This window comes from Bacillus sp. RO1, assembly GCF_012524115.1.
Taxonomy (GTDB): domain Bacteria; phylum Bacillota; class Bacilli; order Bacillales; family Bacillaceae_I; genus Sutcliffiella_A.
In genome coordinates this window covers 31,537-53,378 of the sequence record NZ_JAAZWB010000087.1, presented here as the reverse complement: position 1 = coordinate 53,378, position 21,842 = coordinate 31,537, and the positions used below count along the sequence as shown (strand labels likewise).

General features: G+C 41.5%; 17 protein-coding genes. 12 read left to right on the top strand and 5 right to left on the bottom strand.

Going from position 1 to position 21,842, the window contains the following annotated elements; genetic code table 11:
- Positions 1-366: 366 nt before the first annotated feature.
- Positions 367-2,103, bottom strand: coding sequence for an ABC transporter ATP-binding protein (locus HC179_RS17025; RefSeq protein ID WP_168865402.1), 1,737 nt, complete (start codon positions 2,101-2,103; stop codon positions 367-369).
- A gap of 178 nt (positions 2,104-2,281) precedes the next feature.
- Between HC179_RS17025 and HC179_RS17020 the strand changes: the two genes are divergently transcribed.
- Together HC179_RS17020 and HC179_RS17015 are read left to right on the top strand one after the other, a co-directional pair.
- Positions 2,282-2,851, top strand: a complete 570-nt coding sequence (locus tag HC179_RS17020; protein WP_168865401.1) for a TetR/AcrR family transcriptional regulator — start codon at positions 2,282-2,284, stop codon at positions 2,849-2,851.
- Between the two features lie 54 nt (positions 2,852-2,905).
- Positions 2,906-3,856 (top strand): SDR family NAD(P)-dependent oxidoreductase, encoded by a 951-nt coding sequence (locus HC179_RS17015; protein WP_168865400.1) that lies wholly within the window; start codon positions 2,906-2,908, stop codon positions 3,854-3,856.
- A gap of 86 nt (positions 3,857-3,942) precedes the next feature.
- On the opposite strand, the gene HC179_RS17010 is transcribed toward HC179_RS17015, so the two are convergent.
- The gene (locus tag HC179_RS17010) at positions 3,943-4,401 is read right to left on the bottom strand and encodes a DUF2202 domain-containing protein (RefSeq protein ID WP_168865399.1); all 459 of its coding nucleotides are present in this window, start codon (positions 4,399-4,401) and stop codon (positions 3,943-3,945) included.
- A 321-nt stretch (positions 4,402-4,722) separates the two neighbouring features.
- Here HC179_RS17010 and HC179_RS17005 point away from each other — a divergent pair, with 321 nt between their 5' ends.
- The 3 genes from HC179_RS17005 to HC179_RS16995 all read left to right on the top strand — a co-directional run bounded on the left by HC179_RS17005 (position 4,723) and on the right by HC179_RS16995 (position 8,477).
- A complete protein-coding gene (locus HC179_RS17005; RefSeq protein WP_168865398.1) occupies positions 4,723-5,565 on the top strand; it encodes an STAS domain-containing protein in 843 nt (280 codons plus the stop codon).
- Between the two features lie 285 nt (positions 5,566-5,850).
- Positions 5,851-7,077, top strand: a complete 1,227-nt coding sequence (locus HC179_RS17000; RefSeq protein WP_168865397.1) for a helix-turn-helix domain-containing protein — start codon at positions 5,851-5,853, stop codon at positions 7,075-7,077.
- Between the two features lie 155 nt (positions 7,078-7,232).
- Positions 7,233-8,477 (top strand): helix-turn-helix domain-containing protein, encoded by a 1,245-nt coding sequence (locus HC179_RS16995; RefSeq protein ID WP_168865396.1) that lies wholly within the window; start codon positions 7,233-7,235, stop codon positions 8,475-8,477.
- Positions 8,478-8,541: 64 nt separating this feature from the next.
- Here HC179_RS16995 and HC179_RS16990 read toward each other — a convergent pair whose 3' ends face one another.
- Together HC179_RS16990 and HC179_RS16985 are read right to left on the bottom strand one after the other, a co-directional pair.
- Positions 8,542-12,288 (bottom strand): S8 family serine peptidase, encoded by a 3,747-nt coding sequence (locus HC179_RS16990; RefSeq protein WP_168865395.1) that lies wholly within the window; start codon positions 12,286-12,288, stop codon positions 8,542-8,544.
- A gap of 617 nt (positions 12,289-12,905) precedes the next feature.
- Positions 12,906-13,820, bottom strand: coding sequence for a TetR/AcrR family transcriptional regulator (locus tag HC179_RS16985; RefSeq protein ID WP_168865394.1), 915 nt, complete (start codon positions 13,818-13,820; stop codon positions 12,906-12,908).
- 181 nt (positions 13,821-14,001) lie between these two features.
- Here HC179_RS16985 and HC179_RS16980 point away from each other — a divergent pair, with 181 nt between their 5' ends.
- The 6 genes from HC179_RS16980 (at position 14,002) to HC179_RS16955 (ending at position 19,098) form a co-directional block, all read left to right on the top strand.
- Complete coding sequence (locus tag HC179_RS16980; RefSeq protein ID WP_168865393.1) at positions 14,002-15,570, top strand: DHA2 family efflux MFS transporter permease subunit; 1,569 nt, start codon at positions 14,002-14,004, stop codon at positions 15,568-15,570.
- A 295-nt stretch (positions 15,571-15,865) separates the two neighbouring features.
- Complete coding sequence (locus HC179_RS16975) at positions 15,866-16,159, top strand: antibiotic biosynthesis monooxygenase family protein (RefSeq protein WP_168865392.1); 294 nt, start codon at positions 15,866-15,868, stop codon at positions 16,157-16,159.
- A 38-nt stretch (positions 16,160-16,197) separates the two neighbouring features.
- Positions 16,198-16,809, top strand: a complete 612-nt coding sequence (locus tag HC179_RS16970) for a methyltransferase (RefSeq protein WP_168865391.1) — start codon at positions 16,198-16,200, stop codon at positions 16,807-16,809.
- Positions 16,810-16,988: 179 nt separating this feature from the next.
- Positions 16,989-17,183, top strand: a complete 195-nt coding sequence (locus HC179_RS16965; RefSeq protein WP_168865390.1) for a hypothetical protein — start codon at positions 16,989-16,991, stop codon at positions 17,181-17,183.
- Entirely contained in the window at positions 17,164-17,622 is a 459-nt protein-coding gene (locus tag HC179_RS16960; protein ID WP_168865389.1) for a hypothetical protein, read from the top strand. Before HC179_RS16965 ends, HC179_RS16960 begins: the two co-directional genes overlap by 20 nt.
- 18 nt (positions 17,623-17,640) lie before the next feature.
- A complete protein-coding gene (locus HC179_RS16955; protein ID WP_168865388.1) occupies positions 17,641-19,098 on the top strand; it encodes a TIGR02710 family CRISPR-associated CARF protein in 1,458 nt (485 codons plus the stop codon).
- 269 nt (positions 19,099-19,367) lie between these two features.
- On the opposite strand, the gene HC179_RS16950 is transcribed toward HC179_RS16955, so the two are convergent.
- Entirely contained in the window at positions 19,368-20,432 is a 1,065-nt protein-coding gene (locus HC179_RS16950) for a GIY-YIG nuclease family protein (protein WP_168865387.1), read from the bottom strand.
- Positions 20,433-20,762: 330 nt separating this feature from the next.
- Between HC179_RS16950 and HC179_RS16945 the strand changes: the two genes are divergently transcribed.
- Positions 20,763-21,842: a hypothetical protein gene (locus HC179_RS16945; protein ID WP_168865386.1), complete on the top strand. Its 1,080-nt coding sequence runs from the start codon at positions 20,763-20,765 to the stop codon at positions 21,840-21,842.

Here is a 21,842-nt window from a genome sequence, read left to right as displayed (position 1 = left end):
TTTTGGCACGAACTCGAGTGGGTTTGGCATGAACTCGGTTGGTTTCGGCATGAACTTTAATAAAGCCTATGACGATTTGCTGTAGAGAGGCTGTCTCAAAGCCCGAACAGAGATTAAAACAGGAAAAACGGTAACAGAGAGGCTGTTTCAGAGCCCGAACTGAGATAAAAACAAGAAAAACGGTAACAGAGAGGCGGTCTCAGAACCCGAACTGAGATTAAAACAGGAAAAACGGTAACAGAGAGGCGATCTCAAAGCCCGAACTGAAATTAAAACAAGAAAAACGGTAACAGAGAGGCAGTCTCAGTTTAATAAGAAAAGGTCAAGGACTAATAAGCATCCTTGACCTTTTTTCTGATCTCCAACCTAAGTCAGCTGTTGCTCCGCAAACTCGCGATACAACTTATGCGACGCCACCAACTCCTGGTGAGTCCCCATCCCGGTAATCTCGCCTTTTTCGATAAAAATGATCTTATCCGCATTCACAATCGTAGACAGGCGATGTGCAATCACAAATGTCGTCCGGCCTTCCATCAGTCTTGTCAACGCCTGCTGGACGATTCCTTCTGACTGACTGTCTAGGCTTGCCGTTGCTTCGTCCATCATCAAGATCTTTGGGTCGCGCAAAAAGGCACGGGCGATTGCGATTCGTTGGCGTTGTCCACCAGATAGCATAACTCCACGCTCGCCCACTTCGGTATCGAGCCCTTTCGGAAACTCTTGAATGAACTGGTCGGCATATGCCATCTTGGCAACTTCCCATAAACGATCATCCGTCAAAGACTCTTTATTTTCCAAACCGTACGTCAAATTGTCTCGGATGGTTCCAGCCATCATCGGGCTGTCTTGGGAAACATATCCGATCTGCTGGCGCCATGCTTTCATGGATAAGGAGCGGATAGGTAACGCGCCGACGAAAATTTCCCCGGCTGTTGGTTCATAAAAGCGTTCAAGCAAACCGAAAAGCGTACTCTTCCCGCCGCCGCTCGGTCCAGCAAAAGCCACCATCATGCCAGGCTCTACATCAAAGGAAACATTGCACAAGATAGGCTCGTCTTCGTTATATCCAAAGGACACCCCTTTTACAAAAACAGGCTGGTTGGTGATATCCGACGCCAACCCCTCTTGTCCTGGCTCGTCATTAATTTCTAGAATATCAATAATTCTTTCCGTCGCACCTTTAGCCTTTTGTAACTGTGTAAAAAACATCGTAAAAGATGTAATCGGAAAAATAATTTGGAACAGGTAAAGTAGGAATGCAACAAGTGCCCCTGTTGTCATTGTGCCTTCAGCTACCCGAATTCCTCCGTAACCAATAATTACAACAATCACAAGCATGACGACCATATACATAAGCGGTCCGATTACGGCAAAAATACGAGCTTCTCTAAGTCCAAAAGTGAGTAGCGTGCGAATGCCGGACCTCCCTTTAATCTCTTCTACCGCTTCCGCATTGGAGGCCTTCATCAGACGAATCTCACTTAAAGTCTGCTGGACACTGCCGGTAAAATTGGCCGTTTCATCTTGAATGCCACGTGAGATCTTCGCCATTTTCGTACCAAGCGGAATCATGACCAGCGTTGTTACTGGCACGGAAATCAGCATAAGCAACGTCATTTTCCAGTCCATGATGAAGAGGATGATGACAGCACCGATAATGGTGATAATTCCTGTGATGAACTGCGGGAAGTGCTGTGAGATCAAATCTTTTACAATCCCTGTGTCGTTAACTACACGGCTGACCGATTCGCCACTTGTTTTTTTGTCAAAATAACTGACAGGCAGGCGGATCAATTTAAACCACATTTTCTCGCGAAGGCCGGCAACGATGCTTTGGCCGACATAGGCGAGGGAGTAGGTGGATAGTCCGTCAATCACAGCTTGTAAAATAAAGACGGCTGCAATTGCAACAATAAGTCCGACACTAAGTGATTCCATGGAAAAGCCGTCGACTAGTTGCTGGGTAAGCAAGGGAATGGTTAGTCCAACAAGTGTGGTTATTAGACTGCCGACTAATCCTAGTGTTAGTGCGAGTTTTGGGATATTGGTCGACATGATAAGGGCGGTGAATTTTTTCAAATTAGCATTCGAAGCTTGCTCCATTTATTGTGTGTCTCCTTTAATATGGGTTGTTTGATGATTGTACGTTTATTAGATAAGTAAGTTCCACTATCATTGTGACAGATTGAGGAACATGTTACCAATTTTATAGTTGACAACAGTATATCCAAAGGTTTATATTTTAATTAAACAGTGGTCAATAAAAAGGATGAGTAAGGAAATGACACCTAGAAAAGCGGTAACAAATGAATTAACACAGATGATGGTAATGAATGCAGCACGGGAGTTGTTTCGCAAGAAGGGGTATCAACAGGTTTCAATGCGGCAGATAGCTGCAGAGTTAGGCTATAGTCATGGTGCTATCTATTACCATTTTAAAAATAAAGCGGAACTTTTTTACGCCATGATTGAATCAGATTTTAAAGAACTGGATCAATGGCTGGACAATGTGATGCTGCAGGACCTCGATAACAAAACAAAATTAAAGCAAGTTCTCCTCGAATTCATACGATTTGGCCTCACGCATAAGAGCCAATATGAGATGATGTTTTTGCTTTCAGATGAGGAAGTTAAAAGCTATGTAAATAAAGGTCCGAATGAATCGTATGAAAAGTTTGCAGAGGCACTTTTAGAACTTAGCAATAAATCTATCAGCATCCAGCAAGCATGGTCTATTTTCCTTTCCTTGCACGGTTTCGTTAGTCACTATTGCTGGTGTGATGAAGACTATGAAGAAGTAAAAGGCTTGGCAGAATCGCATGTGAATTTTATCCTAGCATCTTTAGGATAAAATTTTTTAAAAAATATTGACCAGTGGTTAAAAATGAACAGGGGGTATATTTTTATGAAAAAAGCATTGGTGATAGGGGCTTCAGGTGGGATGGGGTATGCATTGGTAATGGAACTAGTTAGTCGCGGGGTGGATGTGGTGGCTTTTGCCAGAGGTATAGAGAAACTCGAGGAGTTATTTTCTAGTGAAGAAAAAGTGACACTCGTAGCTGGAGATGCAGGAATTAAAGAGGAGTTGAACTTTGCTGCTAAAGGAGTTGATGTCATTTTTCATGCACTGAATCTTCCTTATGAACAATGGAAGGATAAGTTGTTGCCAATTACCCAAAATATCATCCATGCAGCGGAAGAGAATGGTGCAAAACTAGCCATGGTAGATAACATTTATGCTTATGGAAAAAGCGGTGGTAACCGACTTACCGAAAATATGGAGAAAAAACCTCATACCAAAAAAGGGAAGCTTCGAAAGGTAATGGGAGAAACGATTCAACAGTCTTCTATTCCGTCTTTAATTTGCCACTTTCCTGACTTTTATGGGCCGAATGCTACTAATACTTACATGCACTTTACTCTGGATCAACTCCTGAAAAAAAGAAAGGGAGGTTTTGTCGGCCCGAGCGATATTGAAAGGGAATTTATTTTTACGAAAGATGGAGCTAGGGTGATGGTGGAGTTAGCTTTACAAGATGATGCCTATGGGCACTGTTGGAATATCCCTGCCGTGTCGACCATTACTGGGCGCGACTTTGAAAAAATGGTGAAAGGACAGCTAGGAAGTGATAAGCAACTTTACTACATTACAAAGCCAATGTTTGCTCTTTATGCCCTGGTTGCTGGAAAGGGAATGCGTGAGGCGGTGGAAATGCAGTATATCAACACGGAGCCTACCATTCTATCAGGAGAAAAACTAGAGAAGTTCCTAGGGACAATGGAGTGGACTCCATATGAAACGGGGATAAAAGAAACCATCAATTATATGAATAAGAAAACTGAGCAGTTGGTGTGACTAGTCTATAGGAATTGACGAAAGAGTGGACGAAAGAGTTAAGATAAAGCAAGGGGCAGGAAGCATAATTCCTGTCCCTTTTATAGTTACCTCGCTAGTCCTCTCTCGAATGCAGCCAAGTGATTGACAGAAGCATCTCGTAATCTGGTAAACACGACTCGCAAATCATTTGGAATGTCTAATGCGAGAAATTTTTCATACATGCCAATATTTTCGATTTCACCTTCCACACCAGCTGCATAGGCTTCTTTTATCGTTGGCGGTGTGGTGACGAATTGTGGAGAGATGTCTTGCGGTACAGGAACTTGATACTGTTGGAATAACGGTAACAGGGCACTGATGTGGCGCAGTTCAGCCTCTTGTATCTTTGCGAATGTCCTTATATATCCATAAGTTCCAAAGATTCTATTGTAGCGTGCTTGAGCGAGATATTCGTCTTGTAGCGCATAAGTAAGTATATCAGGAAGAGTTAATGATGCGGCATTATGGGCACCTTTTGCACCGTAGGTATCAGGTGTCTGACGGTAAAAGTAGGGATAAAACATGTTGTAACCTCCTACAAGTATTAGTTACTTAGTATATGCGCCTAAGAAAAAGAGGTGTAAACACACATTTCTGATGAAGAGCTGTTAGGCTTTACGTACCAGCTAGGTCTTATTTTCTGGGTTGCGGTGTTGGTATTCTTTCTTGCTTCTATATCGGACTTCTATACCGGAAATTTATCAAGGTGTGGGAAAAGCAAAACGGTGATGTTTGAGGGAGTCGGGAAGTTGCCGTACTTCCTTGTTTTTTTGTCGAATAAAAGAGGATTACGTTTTTCTTTATAGAAATAGGAAGTAATAAATATCTATAAAGGAGATCATTAAATGACTGTGAAATTTGTCAGCAATGGAGAAGTTACCAGTTTTCTAAAGGACCATAAGGATGAGTTCGAGGCTACTCTACTGTCAGAGGCTGTGAATGTCGCATCGAAAATTAATGATATTTTGCAAAAGGGAAATATCGATCTTCTTAAAAATGCTCAAACCTTGATTCAACGAGTGGTGGAGCAAAAAGAGACGGAAGTTATTGCCTTCGCTGAACAAGAAGGGATTGCATGGGCGAAGCATTCGCACTCCCTTACTTTATCATTTAAGCTTGAATGGGTTCAGGCTATCAGAAGAACTCTATGGAAATTCATCAATAGATTTATTGATGAAAGAGGAGAATATCTTACGCAAGAAGACTTCTTTGAAATGGAGAAGAAAATCAATAATAATATAGACTATTTTCTAAATAGTTTCTTCTTGAGCTATTCGCATTATAAGGATGAGCTGATCAGTTCGCAAAGGAAATTGGTTGAGCATTTATCTGTTCCTATTATCCCTGTAAGTGCAACGGTTGCTGTGTTGCCTTTGATTGGAAATGTGGATGACTATCGAATTCGCATCATTGAAGAGAAGGTTCTAATGGAGATTTCCAACTTGAAGTTGCAGACACTTGTTATAGACCTCTCTGGCGTCACCACTATGGACGAGAATGTCATTTCAAAATTTGAAGATATCCTGACTGGCGTTTCGATGATGGGGTGCAAAGCGGTCCTCACTGGTTTGCGTGCAGAACTTGTCAGGAAGATGGTCAGCATGGGAGTGACGTTCCATCAGTATGCAGAAACGCATGGTACGCTACAACAGACACTGAGGAAGTATGTTGTTGCGCAGGAACTTTAAAAGACTCCGGGAATCTGTAAAATGGGTTCCCGGAGTCTATTTGTGTAGAATTTGATAAACACCGCTGTTGATTTCCGTAATTCCCCCAACTTTCTATCCAAAACTTCCTACTTTTCTCCTATTGCTTGAACTACTCCGACATTATGTAGTAGAAAATCAGCTAAAATATTGTCGTTTTCAGGACTTATTTCCCGAAAAATAACCCCAAGAGGGATTTCGTTAGTTTTCTTTAATTTTATTAAATACAACAATATTAGCTACTTGCTGCCAAAAGGGGACATAAATATGCTAGTGGGGGAAATTATCAGGTATTATCGGGAACGAGCTGGACTAACACAGTCTCAATTAGGAGAAGGGATTTGTACGACAACTCACGTGAGTAAGATTGAGAGAGAGAAAACAACTTATTCCAGAGAGATTATTGCTTTATTTTCTGAGAGGTTGAATATTGATATACAGAATGAGTTGGCCTATCTTAAACAGGTTAAAAACCTCCTGCGAGATTGGCATAATGCTATCATATTGCGAAGGGAAAAGAAAATTGAGCTTTTGAAAGAAAGGCTTGAAGAGTCTACGATTGTCTATGCATCTAAGTATGCAACGCGCTATGAGCTATTAAATGCAAGATATCATCTGCTCCGAAACGAATGCGAGCTTGCATATGACATCATAGAAAGAATTGAAAAAGATGTCCCAGGTATGTTGCCATTTGATTATCATTTATATCTTCATGTTAAAGGATTATATTATTTGTCTTCTTTTAACATTGAAGACCATCAGAAAGCAATAAGTGTTCTTAACCAAATAAATATCAAGGAGTATGGAAATAAAGAGTATTATTTTCACTTAGGGACAGCTTACTTTAAGGTTAATTCGAAAGTTATGTCTTTCATTTATGTAGATAAGGCTTTAAAGCATTTTCAGGAAACGAACAATTATATGCAAGCGAACAGGGCTGAAACATTAATGCTGTTACAGTTGAGTGGCGATTTGTCTAGCGATTTTCAGTATTTAGTAGGGCGATATAGGCAATTGATCAGCAATTGTGACCAATACGGGTTGGAGGAAAATAAAGGCCTGTTACTGAATAATTTAGGCTTTGAATATTATAATAGAGGAATGTTTGAAGAGGCCAAATCTCACTTTGAAGAAGCGCTGTCACTTGCGGACGAAAATTCTAATAGCTATTTGGTTAGATTATATAACTTTGTAGATAGTTGTATGGAAGGAAATCTTGCCAAAAAGCGAGTTCTCCAGCGACTCATCAAGGAAGGTACAAACAAAGCGAAAGAATGCAGGAACACTTTGCATATTACCTTATTTAAATTATTAAAATTTCGCGTGGAAGAAAACTATGAGACGTATTACTCCTTCATGGAAGAAGTCGCTCTTCCGCAATTTTATTCTATGAAACATGTATCACTGATGAAACGTTATGGGAAACTATTGTTTCTTCACTATGTTGGAAGCAATAATCACGAAAAAGCGACGGAGGTATCTATATATATTTAGAAACCGTTTAGCGGATTGGGGAGGATTATTCATTTTTGCGTTCCGCTAAAGTCATATGTCTGACTTGTTTCAATTGGGAGAAGCTGTCTGTCACCTGTAAAAAAACTGTGGTAGGATAATTAAAAAATTAGATGAATATCACAGGGGATGACAGCATGCTGGAAGGGAAGATTATTAAATTTTATCGTGAATTTCAGGGGTTAAAACAGAAGGATCTGGGAGAAGGGATATGTTCCAGTACCCATATTAGCAAGATAGAACGTGGATTGACGGAGGTTTCCGATGAAACCATTGAATTTTTGTGCAAACGTCTGGGAATACAAATGGAATCCGAGATTAACTATTATAAGGAAATTGAACAACTGTTAAAAGAGTGGCAGGATGCTATTATAAAAAAGCTAAAAACGAGAGCGGAATCTATCAAACGAGAGCTCGAGGGATTCAACCTTTTACATATGCAGGACTTTTATCGTTTGTATACCCTAATATTGACCAAATACTATTTATACGTTGGGGAGGAGAGGATGACGGAAGGATTAATTGAAGAAATGTCAGTCTGGTCCGATCTGGCTCCTTATGAAAAAAATTTGCTTTTACATGTTAAAGGGATCTATCAACTATCCATGAAAAATAATTACGTGGAGGCCCTCGCATGTTTGAAAGAGATTAATCTGGAACACTACCCTAATCAAGAGTACTTTTATGATCTGGCTCTTGCCTACCACTCACTCAACTCGAGAGTATTGGCATTTTTTTATGCAAACAAAGCACTTCAGTATTTCACTAAAATACGCAGTTTCTCCCGTATCATTGAATCAGAGATGCTGATGGTCATTCAATTAGAACAATCCGAAGATCACCCGACTTTGAGCAAGGATTACCATAGACTAATAGAAATGACAGAAGACTATGGCCTCGATCATCAAAAAGCCATGCTATATCATAATGTGGCCTACCTTTATTTAAGAAATGCAGAATACAAGAAAGCCAGTCAATATTATAAAAAATCAATGGATACAAGAGATAAAAGCCACCCAAATTATTTAAGTTCTTTAGAGGGGTATTTAAATGCCTTGACGAAAGAAGGGCGAACCTCCAAGGAAGAACTGTTATCGTTAGTGAAACAAGGGTTGGAAATATCGAAATCTTCCAACTCTTCTACATTCAGTCATATTTTTATGATGCATCATCTCTACCTTTCAAACGAATCAGAGAAGTATTATGCATACATTGAAGAGGAAGCATTCCCATATTTCAAAGAAAAGGGATATATGCTACTGGTGGAGCACTATTCCGTCGTTCTTTTTGATCATTATATGGAGAAGCATGACATGGAAAAGGCCAACCGTTTCGCGGGTCCTGTCATAAATAAGTTCAGGCGTAATAATCAATTTGTGTGAGTGGTTTCTAAAAATAAAGCAGTGGAGCACGGTACCGTTGTAGGTGCCATGCTCCACTTTTTTGTTAACGAAGGCCGTAAGCTTTAATAATTTCTTGTGTAATCTTGTTGCCATTGTCATCCCATGCGGATGTTTTAAGGGAGACGCTTGTAGCTGTTTTCGGATTAGTGATGGATGCTGAGAAAGTATCGCCACTTCGATCCAACTTCACTTCTTTCCATGTTGCTCCCTCATCAAAGGACACTTCAAGCGTTGCACCTTCCACTTCTCCGTAACCAATTGCATCTTCTACTTTTGCTACAGAGATGACAAGTTCAGTAGGTGGATTCAATTGTGCATTCCCATTCACATCTGTCTCTACTTGGTAGTTCAGTGTAAGGAATGGAAGCAATGTTTTTAATGGTAGGAAAGTGTTGGATGTTCCTTGATTTTCCGTCCAAAAAGTCCATTCCGTGTGAGTGCGAACGGATGTATTCCAGCGTTCTGCATCACGTTTTGCTTCTGTTACTAGGCGGTACTGAGTACGTTCTTCCGGAGCGATTATGCTGCCTGGGATAGACTGCCCTTTCCCTTCTTTTACCAATTTATCACCTAGGTACAATTTATTTGTTTGATTTTGTACAGAGTGACTATAACCTTTTCCACCCGTGTTTCCTATTCCCGCATCTGCCCACGCTGGAATATTGAATTGCAAATAGTTGTTTTGTCGGTTTGGAGTCCAGTAACCTACCCCCAAAGCAGGACGAACAACAGGTGAAAACCAGTTTTCCACAAGGTTCTGCCCTTTTTCATATTCTGCTAGAGGTTGACGGATTTCCCAGCTTGCATCTAACACGTTTGCCTGGTGATACCAGTACGTATCCTTTGTAGCAGAAACATATTCTGTTCTAGTGGTAGGGAAAGAAATTTTGTTTAGGAAACCAATAGCACGTACTGTGTATGGTCTCATGTCGAATCGGAATTCTCCACCATCTGTTTCAATATGCGAGTTGTAGTTTGTTTCAATTTTGGCAAGCTCGTTGTTTTTTGGTTCAAACGATAATGTTGTCGGAATGAAATCTGGATGAACATAATCCAGGTCATAGACGTAAGGAGAGTCTTTTGTCCCTTCTGCATGAAGTTGGACATTGTCAGAACTAATCGCGTTAATTAGTTTTTCTCCTTCTGACTTACTGATGGCAGCTACGGTAATAGCTACATCTTTATAATCTGGTGTACGAACAAAAGTGTTAAATTCTACATCTTCGTAGTTGGCGATAATCAATAATTTTGCACCGGCAGCAACAGCTGCAGCAGCCTGATCGGATGCACTGATTGTCTTGCTACGATTCACAATCACCGCTTTTCCGTTTGCATCTAAGCCTTCATAATCAGCCTGTGTTCCTTCGCCGGCATAGATTGTCTGTAAATTATGCTTACCTTCCAGAAGAGTACTTCCAGGCATCACAATATCATCAAGCTCCACACCATTATAGGCCATGGTCAAGTAAGGCTTTATCAAACGCCAGCGCGTTAAGAATTCAAACTCACCAAGCGTTGTTTTTTCGGTTGGTGCGGCATATAGGTGATCGACCCATACAGGCATCAGATAGACGCTATGGACAGTTCCTTGGCCCATTGTTTGGTAATATTCCATACGCTGATGAACCGGTTCTGTTTTCTTAGGGACTTTCACAGTGATTTTATTTGCTTTTCTAGCATCCAATTCCACTGTCTTCGGTCCATCGAGTACCACTTCCGGCTCCCCTACAAGAGCAACTCCCATATGGTCTGTGTTTACATCCACGTCCATCATGGACATAACGGAATAGGTACCTTTTTTCAGGCGAAGTTCTCTTGTCCCTGGAACTGCGATCGATTCTGGTCGCATGTTTTCAGTAAACAAGACTACATATGCAAGGGCAGGTGAACCATCACGGTCTGCCGCATTCAGTGTTAATGTGTATCGCTCATCTTCTTTGACTGTGGCCATTGTCGTGTGTACCAGTTCTTCCCCGTTGGCACTGGCTGTTAAGTGACCTTGGTAGCGTTGACCGTTTTCCCCGTATGCAGGATCAACTGTCACTTGTACGTCAGCCGTTCCGTTAGCTGGAACAGTAACAGTGGATTGAGCGAGTGTCAGCATGCCTTCTGGAGCGGCATTGCCATTTGGATCTGCAAAAGTAGCTGCAAGATCTAGCGTGATATCTTGGTCACTTTCATTTGTGTAAGTGACGGTTTTCTCTACAGGTGCTGCCGCGTCATGCGGCCATTGGAAGAAACCAAATGAAACGGAACCTGTTGCTCTAATGTCTGTATTTAAAGCTTTCACAATATCAATACGTCCAGTCCCGATATGGTAAGGCTGGTAGTTTGGCAGTTTTTTCGCTGTATTCATTATTGTTTCTTTTAATTCTTGAGGAGTCGCTTCAGGGTTTTGTTGTAAAAGGATGGCTACTGCACCCGCGACATGAGGTGTAGCCATGGAAGTACCGTTTTTGCTTGTGTAAGAACCTGTTCCAGATGCGTATTGTGAACGCGCGGCCATGATTCCTACTCCAGGTGCGGAAACATCAGGCTTTAACGCCATGTCACCAAGTCTTGGTCCTTTGGAGGAGAAGCTAGCCAGTCTGTCTGATTTGTCTACTGCACCGATTGTAAGTGCGGCATCTGCAGCACCAGGAGATCCGACTGTGCCTTCACCGTAGCTATTACCAGCTGCAATAACAAATAACGTTCCGTGTTCTTCTGTAAGTGTGTTAACAGCTTGCGCCATCGGGTCCGTGCCGTCACTACCGACTTGGCTACCAAGACTCATGTTTACGACATCCGCATTTTGAGCGGCCCATTCCATTCCTTCGATAATCCAAGAAGAAAGCCCTGAACCAGAGTCACTAAGTACTTTTCCGACTAGTAATCTAGCGTCTGGTGCTACCCCTTTGTTTTGTCCGTCAGAAGCGGCGCCAGTTCCAAGGATAGTAGAGGCAACATGTGTGCCGTGTCCGTTTTTATCTTGAACTTCTTCACCAGGTACAAAACTTACTGATTGATCTAGTTGAGGAGCGATGTCTGGGTGTGTCGGGTCAATACCTGTATCAAGTACGGCAACTTTAATGCCTGCCCCAGTAAGGCCAGACTCCCACGCTGTATGAGTTCCAATCTGTGGCACACTTTGGTGAAGGGTTGCTTCGACTTTAGCGTCCAGCCAAATCTTTTCGATTGCGTAGTTCAGTTTAGCGGTTTCCGGCTTTGATGCGTCAGTCTTTTTCGAATGCACATCATTCCAGAAAGTTGTTGCTTCTTCTTTGTTTGTTTCTAAAGCAGCAGCATTAATACTTTTAAGGTCACGTTGTTTCTTGGCTCCTTTTGGTGTTGCTTTTGTAGAAGCGGCTCTTGCTTTCGTTTCCTCGTATTCGACGATGACAGGAACAGTAGAGCTGTTGCTATCGTCAAACTTATATTCTACTAGTTTCGTAATGTTGAAAAGGTTGTGGTCAAGCTTTCCTTCTGCCAAGTAAGGCATAACGGCGTTCGGGTAAACATACGTATCTTCTCCAGCTGTGATGACGCGAAATCCATCATCATTATTCTCAGCAGGTTCTACGTTAATGACACTTTGTCCAGTTGGCAGGGCGGTTACGTGAACAATATCACCGGTTATCAATGTGATTTTTGAGTCACCTGTTCCTAGTGGATCGTTGATGATGGTTGGTTCGTTTTCAGATGTAGATTTGGTAACTGCTCCAAGTGCCTGAGGTTGAAAAAGGGATGTGGCAAGCATGAAAACGGCGATGATTGCTATAAAGAGTGTTTTTAATGTTGGCTTTCGCATTTGCATTCTCCTGTCTAATGATTGTTTGATAGGTTATGTAATTCATAGAAGTTGATGGTTTGGTAGAGTAGAATTGCTAGGGAATTCACCTCCTAGTGTGTTTTGTGTGACAATTTGTTACAAGATTCTAGATGCTAATCTTTGAAGAGTAGTAATGTGGGTGATGAATCGTGATGCGAGGTTAATTGAATTGTAAGGGCTGTATGAGTGTGTTGACAAATGGTGTTTTAAGTAGGTCTAGAGAATCATTTGCAAGCCAAGAAATACAGAAAAACGCTCAAAAATTTGCCCTGGAATGTTTCATAAGTACTAAAGGAGGGGTGGTGAGTTGGGGTTTTGAGGAAGGTGGAGGTTAAAAGGGGGTTTGACCCGCTGTGCGTTAATGCGTTAAAGAGGGGTCTGACCCGCTGCACGTTAATGTGCTAAAGTTTCAACGGTTTATAAAAGATGAGGGGTATCGAAGGATGGGAAGGGATGAAGACATTTTTAGGTGGGAATAGTGGTTGTAATGGTCTTCATGGCATAAAAGAAGACAAGCGAGAGTTAGAGTTTTTACATCCAATTCCCGCCTGTCTTCCATATATCTTATTTCTATACTATTATGCCGCAAAGCTGCTTTACGAACAGTCACCGTCATCCGATTTAATTGACCTTTCCACTAGCTCTTGAAGCTTCAACCATTCCTGGCCAGCGTTAGAGGCAAAGGTCTCGTCCTTGCTTAAGCTATCCATTGCACTCTCTACAAGGAATCGTCTAGGAGCAGTGCGGTTTTTACCGCTTAACTCATCTTGAATAAAGTCCAAAAGCTCTACCTTCCGCCCATAATCAGGCCCACCGGAAAGACTTTTTTTCAATTCAGTTACCATATGGGCTATAGCATGAGGAAGTGGTAACTCCTTATCCCCTTCATTCGGTACCCAGCGTGCCATCGATTCTGCATCTACCAAAACCTCACCTGAGTCTGCTACATCCTCCACTATCTTCACCAAGCGATTGACACTATATTGCACAACTCTATGGATGTCCAGTTTCTTATCATGGGTCATCGTGTAGTATCTGATGCCATGATTCAGTATTCCGAGGTACATAATGGCACAATCCCATAAGTATTCACGCTTTTCCTCTCCGAATATCTCCAAGAAGCGTTGATGCACCCACCTCAACATCCTTAGTTGACTTTTCTGGATGAAATCCTTTAACTCGGAATCGTTAATAAAGATGACTTCTTCAAATAAAGAAATTAGTTTGTTTGCCCGGTTTGTTTCCATTTGTAGTTCAAACTGTTTGATAAAGATGTTTATATCAGACGGATCCTGTCCAATTAATAGGTCGTCCCGTTCTTTTTCCATACTTTTATATAACGTTTTGAACAGTGCAATTAACAGTTCGTTTTTAGAAGAAAAATAATTGTACAAGGTTCCTTTTGCAATCCCGCTTTCATCCAGAATGTCCTGGATGGAAGTCGCTTGAAAGCCTTTTTCAATAAAAAGTTTATGAGCACATGTGAGAACATGCAATTTGCGATCCTTCATTTTATCACCTAACTAAAGTAGACTGGTGGTACAAAAATAATAGTACACGAAATAGAACCTTTATACAAATAGTAAATTAACAAAGTTTTCAAGATTGATAAATTTGAACCGATGGTATAAAATTGGTTTAGATGAAATAGTAGTATAAAAATGTACTGTTAGTATAAATGGAGGAGAAACAATGCAGCAAGCAGCACCAAACACAACGATAAATCGTCCGCCATATGGAATTTTGGCTATTTTAATGATTGGCGCATTTATTGCTTTTTTAAATAATACCTTATTAAATATTGCCCTGCCGTCCATAATGGCAGAGCTTCAAGTGGGACCGTCCACGGTTCAATGGCTGACTACTGGCTTCATGCTGGTGAATGGGGTATTGATCCCGACCACAGCTTTCTTAATCCAAAAGTATTCTGTACGGAATTTATTTATTGTTGCAATGGGTCTCTTTGCCGTTGGGACAGTGATGGCCGGTTTTGCACCGGTGTTTGGGGTTCTTCTAGCAGGCAGAATGATGCAAGCCTCCGGGTCGGCCATTTTAATGCCACTATTGATGAATGTGATGCTAGTCAGCTTCCCAATCGAAAAGCGCGGAACCGCTATGGGTGTGTTCGGACTAATTATGATGGGGGCTCCTGCCATCGGACCAACGCTCTCCGGTTGGTTAATTGAACATTACGATTGGAGAATGCTTTTCCACTTCGTTTCTCCGATTGCGTTTGCGGTCTTGTTATTAGGTGTATTTTTATTGAAGGATAGAAAAGAAAAGCAGGATATCCGCTTGGATCAGGTTTCCGTTGTCTTATCGAGTATAGGTTTTGGTGGATTATTGTATGGTTTCAGTTCTGCTGGATCGAAGGGATGGGATAGTCCACTCGTTTACGGAACCATTGCAATTGGTACGTTATCGTTAGTTTGGTTCATTTTACGACAGCTTGGAAAAGAAAAGCCGATGCTGAACTTCCGAATCTACAGATACCCGATGTTCGCTTTATCATCAGCTATTTCAATGGTTATTACGATGGCGATGTTCTCAGGGATGATTTTATTACCTATTTATGTGCAGACGATCCGCGGAATTTCGCCATTGGATGCAGGTTTATTGATGCTGCCGGGTGCAATTGTAATGGCTTTGATGTCGCCGGTCACAGGAAAGTTGTTTGATAAATACGGCGGCCGCGCACTTGCCATAACTGGTTTATCCATTACCGTTGTGACGACGTATTTCTTTAGTCAGTTGACTTTTGAAACGACCTACACGCAACTGTTGATTTTATATACCGTTCGAATGTTTGGTATGTCGATGGTGTTTATGCCGGTTTCCACGAACGGATTGAACCAGCTGCCAACACGATTCTATCCACATGGTACCGCCATGAATAACACGTTACAGCAAGTGTCGGGTGCGATTGGAACGGCGCTGTTAGTAACGTTGATGTCAACGAGGGCGGAAAGCGTTGGTCGCGAGCTGTCAGGAGATGCAATGGCTGCTTTGGGTGCGAACCCGTCAACAGAGGCGATTGCAGGAATGCAGCAGCAGGTCATGATGCAAGGAATGCTAGAAGGAATCAATTTTGCCTTTTTCGTTTCGACGTTTATTGCGGTGGTTGCGCTCGTGTTGTCTTTCTTTATTAAGAGAGCGACACAGGCGGAGGATCCAGAGGCAGAAGTGGAGCCTGAGGCAATTGGCGAACTGACTGGAGCTAGTGAGCGTAAGGTGAAGACGGAATTGGTGGGGAATAATTAAGTTTTTTTGAGGGAGGTCCGCTTCCACCTTTTGGGTGGGGGCGGATTTTTTTGTGTTTGTGGGCTAAGGTGCGTGTCAATTGATGTGTGTTTGTGTCGAATGGCATTTATATGGGGAAATTGGCTAATAAATCACGAAAGTGGACAATAAAGTTGAAAATTGGCTAATAAATCACGAAAGTGGACAATAAAATGAATATTTGGCTAATAAAACTACGTGTCTAGTTTTTAATTCTAACAATTTTCACGCATAATGGATATTGGAGAAATTTTACTAAAGAGAGGAAGATACAACTATGATAACGGAAGTAGCATTTTTTAATATAAATGAAGGAATGGAAGCTGGATTTGTAAAAGATTTTGCGGTAGTAGCTGAAGAAACGATTGCTTTCTCAAAAGGCTATATCGCCCACACTTTACATAAATGCATCGAGACAGAAGGAAAGTATATGGTGCAAGTGGAATGGGAAACTCTTGAGGACCATATGAAGGGGTTTGTGGGATCTGACTTATTTAAAGAATGGATTAAGAAAATGGATCATTACTTTAAACCTGATATATATATGGAGCATTTTCAACTAATAAAGTAATTCGAGATAAGCATAAATTAAAACAAGGGGAAATGGAAATGCCAAGTTCTACAAAAAGCTATGATCAGAAACTTAACATCGAAACGACTGATATACAGATGGGTATTCACCGCTCTTTTACCTATCATCGCTATGAGCCGACTCCCTATGAAGCGCTTGACCGGCTGTTTGAAACATACTTGGTAGATTCCTGTCATCACGTGGTTGACTTTGGTTGTGGAAAAGGCAGGTTGAATTTTTATTTGGCACATCGGTTTGGACCTAGGGTAACCGGAATTGAAATGAATGAGACATTTTACGAGACTTGTATGAAGAATTTAAACGTGTATAAAGGTAAGGGAAGACAGAGGATAATGTTTGAAAAGTGCTTGGCCGAAGAGTATAAAATACCGGAAACGGCCAATGTGTTCTATTTTTTTAACCCGTTCACCATAGATATTTTCAGGAAAGTGGTGGGTAATATTCTCTTCTCCATAGAACAACATAATCGGCCTATAGAGATTGTACTTTACTATCCGGCTCCTGATTTTGTGTTCTTCTTGGAAAATCACTCGTTGTTTACTCTTAAGCTAGAGGTCCAGCTTGATGAAATTGAGAAAAATGCGAATGAGCGCTTTTTGGTGTATGAGTTGGCGTTAAACGCAAGCTAAAACAGGGCTCATTTGCGTGATTGCTCGTTTGACATGAATTCGGGTGATTTCGGCACGAACTCGAGTTTGTGCCGAACACCATTTGGCTAAAAAATGGATTATAAAACTATAGAATCGGTATAAATGTTTATGATGAATGTGCTGAGATCACCTCGTTCCACAAGAAAAGGAGGTTACACATGCAAAAACGTTTAGAAAAAGCGTTAAGGTCAGCCAAAGCAAGCATGGAGGCTTCTGGTTTTCAAATTAATGAGCAACACACAGAATTGGTTCGCCGCAACCTCTTTGGAGAGCTTACTGACGAGGAGTTTAATAAGGAAGTAATGAAACTGGTTAATGCGAAAGGGGGACAAGATGACAGAGGATCCACATAACGAGGGAAACTATCATTTATACATATACGGGTTTTTGGCAATAGCATTCATCTTAAATCTATTGCTGCATCTAGTTTATCCCATCCTCCCAAAGATGAGCGCTACTAGCTATCAAAGCTTAAACGAGTTATCTGGTGCTACGTTTTTCATCTTTTATTTTTTCATTTTAGTGTTTGTCATAGTGGTTGGTGGGATGGTTTATTTTGTTACCGTCCTTTTAATCCGTTATTTGAAACTAAAAAAGACAATTATTCATATAGCTTTATTTGCTGTGGGAGGCTTTTTCTCGGGATTTATTTTACCGGAGTTTCCTACAACGGAGATGATATTTTCTGGGATTCATATAAATGTAATGATAAAACTCTATATTGTTTGTGGCTTTCTTATGGGGGCTGGGTTAGCAGGGGTTTATATGGTCGTGAAAAAGAAGAGTACATAAAACTAAAGGGGAGGAATTATGTTGAAACAATACCTTGAAACGTACTATGAAAAACTCCGCCAAAATAAAGAAGTAGCCAGGGAATATTACTTCCAACACTTGTTTGATAGCGTCTGTTACGACTTTAAGAAAAAGGTTGCCGAAAAACAGGCAAACCAAGAAATACAGGAGTACGACTACCTGATTATGACTGTCGGCTATAACATCGAGCCACTGGTATTATGGATTAAGGCGTTGAACCCTAAGCGAATGTTCTTCCTGTGCTCGGAGGATACGGAGCAGTATGTGGATGAAATTTGTAAAAGGGCTGAGCTGATTCATACCCAGTGCGATCATGAAGTCATACGGAAAACGAATGGCACAGATGTTTATGAGATGATTAACAAGTTCATTGAAAAGAATAGAATTATGCAAGAAAACCAGCTTAATAGTGTTGCGATTGATATTACAGATGGTACGAAAAGTATGGTGACCGGCTGCACGCTGACGGCAAATCATCTAGGGATAGACCTGCTTTATATCCATAAAGAGGATTCTAATAGCGGGTATCTTGGTAAAGAGGAGCCGATGATTCTCCAGGATCCGCTTGTGGTGTTTGGACAGAATGAATATAAGCGTGGGATTGCTAAGTTCAACAGTGAGGATTTCGAAGCGGCGGCAGAAATTTTTAAGGCGATTAAGGAGCGAGTGATCAATCCTCGTAAGTATGAGGTGCTTGAAAATCTGGCTGTTGGCTATGCTCATCTGGAATCGATGCGTTTTGATCAGGCACATGAGTACATAAGGAAAGCGGTGGAATGGGCGGAGCGGATGGAGTTATCCGAGGTGCCGACCTTTGATTTGCGAAAGCAGCTGAAAGCGATTGAGCCGCTGATGACATTACACGACCGCTCGGACCGTGAGAAACTGAGCAATGACGAGCTTTATTGGCATCTATACGCTTATTTGTTTGAGATGACGAAGCATTACAAATCCAATAACAAACACGATATTACGGCCCTTTTGACGTATAGGTGTTTGGAGATGACGGTTCAGAGGTTGTTGTTGAAACATGGTATTTACACGGCCAACGCAAGCTTCAGTCATCTCGATCAGCAACAATTGTTGAAAGACTATAATGTGTTGGGGGAGCAGGTATTTTCGAATTACCGTCCGCTGCATTATTTTCCTAACAAAATAACCCTTATGAGCGGAATGATTTTGCTAAGGGCATTGCAAGAGCCATTGATTCGCGATATCGGCCTTGCGGATATGAATAATATGATTATCCTACGGAATAAAAGCCGTCTCGTTCACGGGTTTGAACTGTTGACAGAAGAGCAGGTGGAAGGGTTCTATAACCGAATTAAGGGCTTGAGTAACTTTGTGTGGAATCATGATAAACACAAGCTGGAGGTTGCGGTAGGTTTTGAGGAGTTTTCCAGTGCCTATTCGTTTGTAAATATTAGTTTGAGGAGTAGGTTAGTAAGTGTGTGAGATTAGTGGAAGCATGCGGAGGATGGGGTCTCTTTTGCATGCTTCTTTTATTTTGTAGGGGGGGTGAATTCGAGTTGTAGTTTACTAGTTTAGTTGGTTTGGCACGAACTCGGGTGATTTTGGCATCAACTTGCCCCGTTTTGGCACGAACTCGGGTGATTTCGGCACGAACTTGTCCACTTTTGGCACCAACTCAAGTTTGTACCTGAAATAACACAAAGAAAACCACCATTCCACTCAAAAATTGGTTGGCAAGAGTGAATTCCCTACTATTCCTCTGAAAATATCTCGAAAATCATCGTTTCCAACGCATCAAAATCCTCCCGAGCGACCATTTTATACTTACATTTCCCACTGCGTAAATAACTGTAGATAATCTGCGCCTTATCAATTTCAAACCGGCTTACCCCACGCTCTGCAGCAGGTCCGATATCCGCCAGTTCACGTGAAAGCCTAGCGGAGATATCTCTACGTACCTTCTCGTCCACTCCGTTCTCACCGCCATAAACCTCACTAAACAACACATCCGTCCTCCTGATCACAAAGCATTTTACCCTGTTTTCATCTAGTCTTTCTGCCACCAGCATTAGGTGATTTCCTTCCGTAAAATCCATCACATCTTCTTTTTGCAATAGGGCCTGCAGGGATTGAATGCAGTTGCGGTATCTGGCTGCACGCTCAAAATCCAAGTTGGCTGCAAGCTGCCTCATCTCCCGCTGAATGTCTTCCAGCAACTCCATACTTTCCCCATTAAGCAAGTGTATGAGCTCTTCCACGATGGCATTGTATTCTCCGACCGCTTTGCCACCGAGACAAATGCCACGGCAAAGGCCAAGGGAATAGTTTAGGCAGGGAGAACCGTTGATGGCGGGATTAGAACAATCTAATCGGTATACATCTTTCAACCCCCGTATTGCAAAACTCACTGTTTTCCTGCTTGTATATGGCCCAAAGCTCCAGCCATCGCCGCCACGCAAGGGCTGGGTGGATGGACGGAGACGATAGAGCTTGCCGACTTTTCGGATGGTTAGATAGAGGAAGGCCTCTGGTGTTTTCATTTGCCGGTTGTATTGTGGGCGGATTTCTTGGATGAGCTGCCATTCGAGCAGTAGTGCATCAAATTCTGTGTCTGTCTCGATTATCTCTAGATCATGGATATGCTTGACAAGTTTTCGGACTTTATTGGTGTGGGTAGCAGATTCTCTGAAATAGGACTGTACGCGTTGACGTAGACGTTTTGATTTTCCTACATAGATGACTTGGCCGGCAGAGTCTTTCATTAGGTAAACGCCTGGTGTTGCAGGAATTTCTTTAATTTTATTAAAAAGACTCATGACCAATCACCTCTCTATGGGGCTGTTTTTGTAATGCATGTTAAATTTGCCGATATATGAATTACTGTCGGGCTCTTTTGGCTGTCATATGAAGCATACTACTTGCTATTTCTATAGTACGTAAGCAGTAAAAAGTCCAACTGCCGACTTTTTACTAGAGAATAGCAACAATCTTTTAGAAGAAAAGATCTCTCTAGGAAGATAGTTCTATGTTTAAATTTTCAAAACCTTACAAAAACGTGCGTGTTCATGTAAAATTAGAAGTGTCATTACTTAATAGAGTATCAAAGAAAATAGGGAATCGACAAGAAATAAGAGGGGGTCATGCAATTGAGCAGGGAAACATGGAAAAAGGTATTTAGTACGATTCCGGATGTGGAATTGGTGGAACTAGTGGACTTTTGGTCAATCCAAGTAAAAGGCTTCCGTCAAATAAATCAGGAAAATATAAAACACGCAAGGGCGATGGTTATCGCAGAAGCCCTGAAACCGCGAAATTTAAAAATGATAAAAGCATATTACACGATAAACGATGATGATACAGATGAACCTGCAGACAAAGGGGACGAAATTACGTTAGATGCATTAATAGAGCTATATGAAGAAGGCAAAGAGCTTCATCTGATTCTTGGGGGCTTATATGCAAGTGAAGAGGAGAAGTTTGAAAAGCTTGCATTCGAGTTTGAAGAGACGTTGATAGAAAAATATGAGGTAGATGAGTTAAGTTGTCTTTTAAATAGACAGGAAACAAAGGAAGAGAAAGTTTCACCTGAGAAGGTAGATTCCACCTCCACAGTCGAGTGGGAGAAAAAATGGAATAAATCCGAAGATAAGAACAGAGATTTGCGTGCGAAAATCGGTGAGTGGGAAAAAAAGTACTCGCAGTTGAAACAGCAATCTAAGGAAGAGAAACAATCAGCGCTGAGCGAAAAGCTTAAACTGCAGCAGGAACTTGGAACCGAACGAGCGCAGCACAGGGAGACGGTGGAAAACAACAAGAAAACCGCCGAGGAAAATGAAGCGTTAAAGGAGGAAGTGGCAAAGTTGAAGGGAGAAATTTCTCACTTGAACGCGATGTTGCTTCATCAACAACAAGAGGTGGCCGCAACAACGACAGCTAGAACAGAAGAAAAACCACCTGCCACAACGGATCAAAAGAAAATCGTCTTGGTGGGAGATCCTAAAAATAAATTGACAGAAAATTCAGCAAAACATACTTTTCGAGTGTTGGAGCTGAAGGATGTTGCGGATGCCTTAGAATCGGATTTGCTTGAAAAATGTGATGAGGTTTGGATGATGACATATCTTGTGCCGCCCCAGATGAGACGGAAAATAAAACGAACGGTGCATAAAAGTATAAAAGAATTTAGCGATTTTCCGACAATGAAACGTTATATAGAGAAAGGTTGA

What these genes read in the sequence shown, in the direction of transcription:
- HC179_RS16955 (WP_168865388.1), top strand. Translation starts at nt 17,641, where the DNA reads ATGTTGAAACAATACCTTGAAACGTACTATGAAAAACTCCGCCAAAAT.
- HC179_RS17020 (WP_168865401.1), top strand. Translation starts at nt 2,282, where the DNA reads ATGACACCTAGAAAAGCGGTAACAAATGAATTAACACAGATGATGGTA.
- HC179_RS17015 (WP_168865400.1), top strand. Translation starts at nt 2,906, where the DNA reads ATGAAAAAAGCATTGGTGATAGGGGCTTCAGGTGGGATGGGGTATGCA.
- HC179_RS17010 (WP_168865399.1), bottom strand. Translation starts at nt 4,401, where the DNA reads ATGTTTTATCCCTACTTTTACCGTCAGACACCTGATACCTACGGTGCA.
- HC179_RS16970 (WP_168865391.1), top strand. Translation starts at nt 16,198, where the DNA reads ATGCCAAGTTCTACAAAAAGCTATGATCAGAAACTTAACATCGAAACG.
- HC179_RS16985 (WP_168865394.1), bottom strand. Translation starts at nt 13,820, where the DNA reads ATGAAGGATCGCAAATTGCATGTTCTCACATGTGCTCATAAACTTTTT.
- HC179_RS16965 (WP_168865390.1), top strand. Translation starts at nt 16,989, where the DNA reads ATGCAAAAACGTTTAGAAAAAGCGTTAAGGTCAGCCAAAGCAAGCATG.
- HC179_RS16980 (WP_168865393.1), top strand. Translation starts at nt 14,002, where the DNA reads ATGCAGCAAGCAGCACCAAACACAACGATAAATCGTCCGCCATATGGA.
- HC179_RS16960 (WP_168865389.1), top strand. Translation starts at nt 17,164, where the DNA reads ATGACAGAGGATCCACATAACGAGGGAAACTATCATTTATACATATAC.
- HC179_RS17000 (WP_168865397.1), top strand. Translation starts at nt 5,851, where the DNA reads ATGCTAGTGGGGGAAATTATCAGGTATTATCGGGAACGAGCTGGACTA.
- HC179_RS17025 (WP_168865402.1), bottom strand. Translation starts at nt 2,103, where the DNA reads ATGGAGCAAGCTTCGAATGCTAATTTGAAAAAATTCACCGCCCTTATC.
- HC179_RS16995 (WP_168865396.1), top strand. Translation starts at nt 7,233, where the DNA reads ATGCTGGAAGGGAAGATTATTAAATTTTATCGTGAATTTCAGGGGTTA.
- HC179_RS17005 (WP_168865398.1), top strand. Translation starts at nt 4,723, where the DNA reads ATGACTGTGAAATTTGTCAGCAATGGAGAAGTTACCAGTTTTCTAAAG.
- HC179_RS16990 (WP_168865395.1), bottom strand. Translation starts at nt 12,288, where the DNA reads ATGCGAAAGCCAACATTAAAAACACTCTTTATAGCAATCATCGCCGTT.
- HC179_RS16950 (WP_168865387.1), bottom strand. Translation starts at nt 20,432, where the DNA reads ATGAGTCTTTTTAATAAAATTAAAGAAATTCCTGCAACACCAGGCGTT.
- HC179_RS16975 (WP_168865392.1), top strand. Translation starts at nt 15,866, where the DNA reads ATGATAACGGAAGTAGCATTTTTTAATATAAATGAAGGAATGGAAGCT.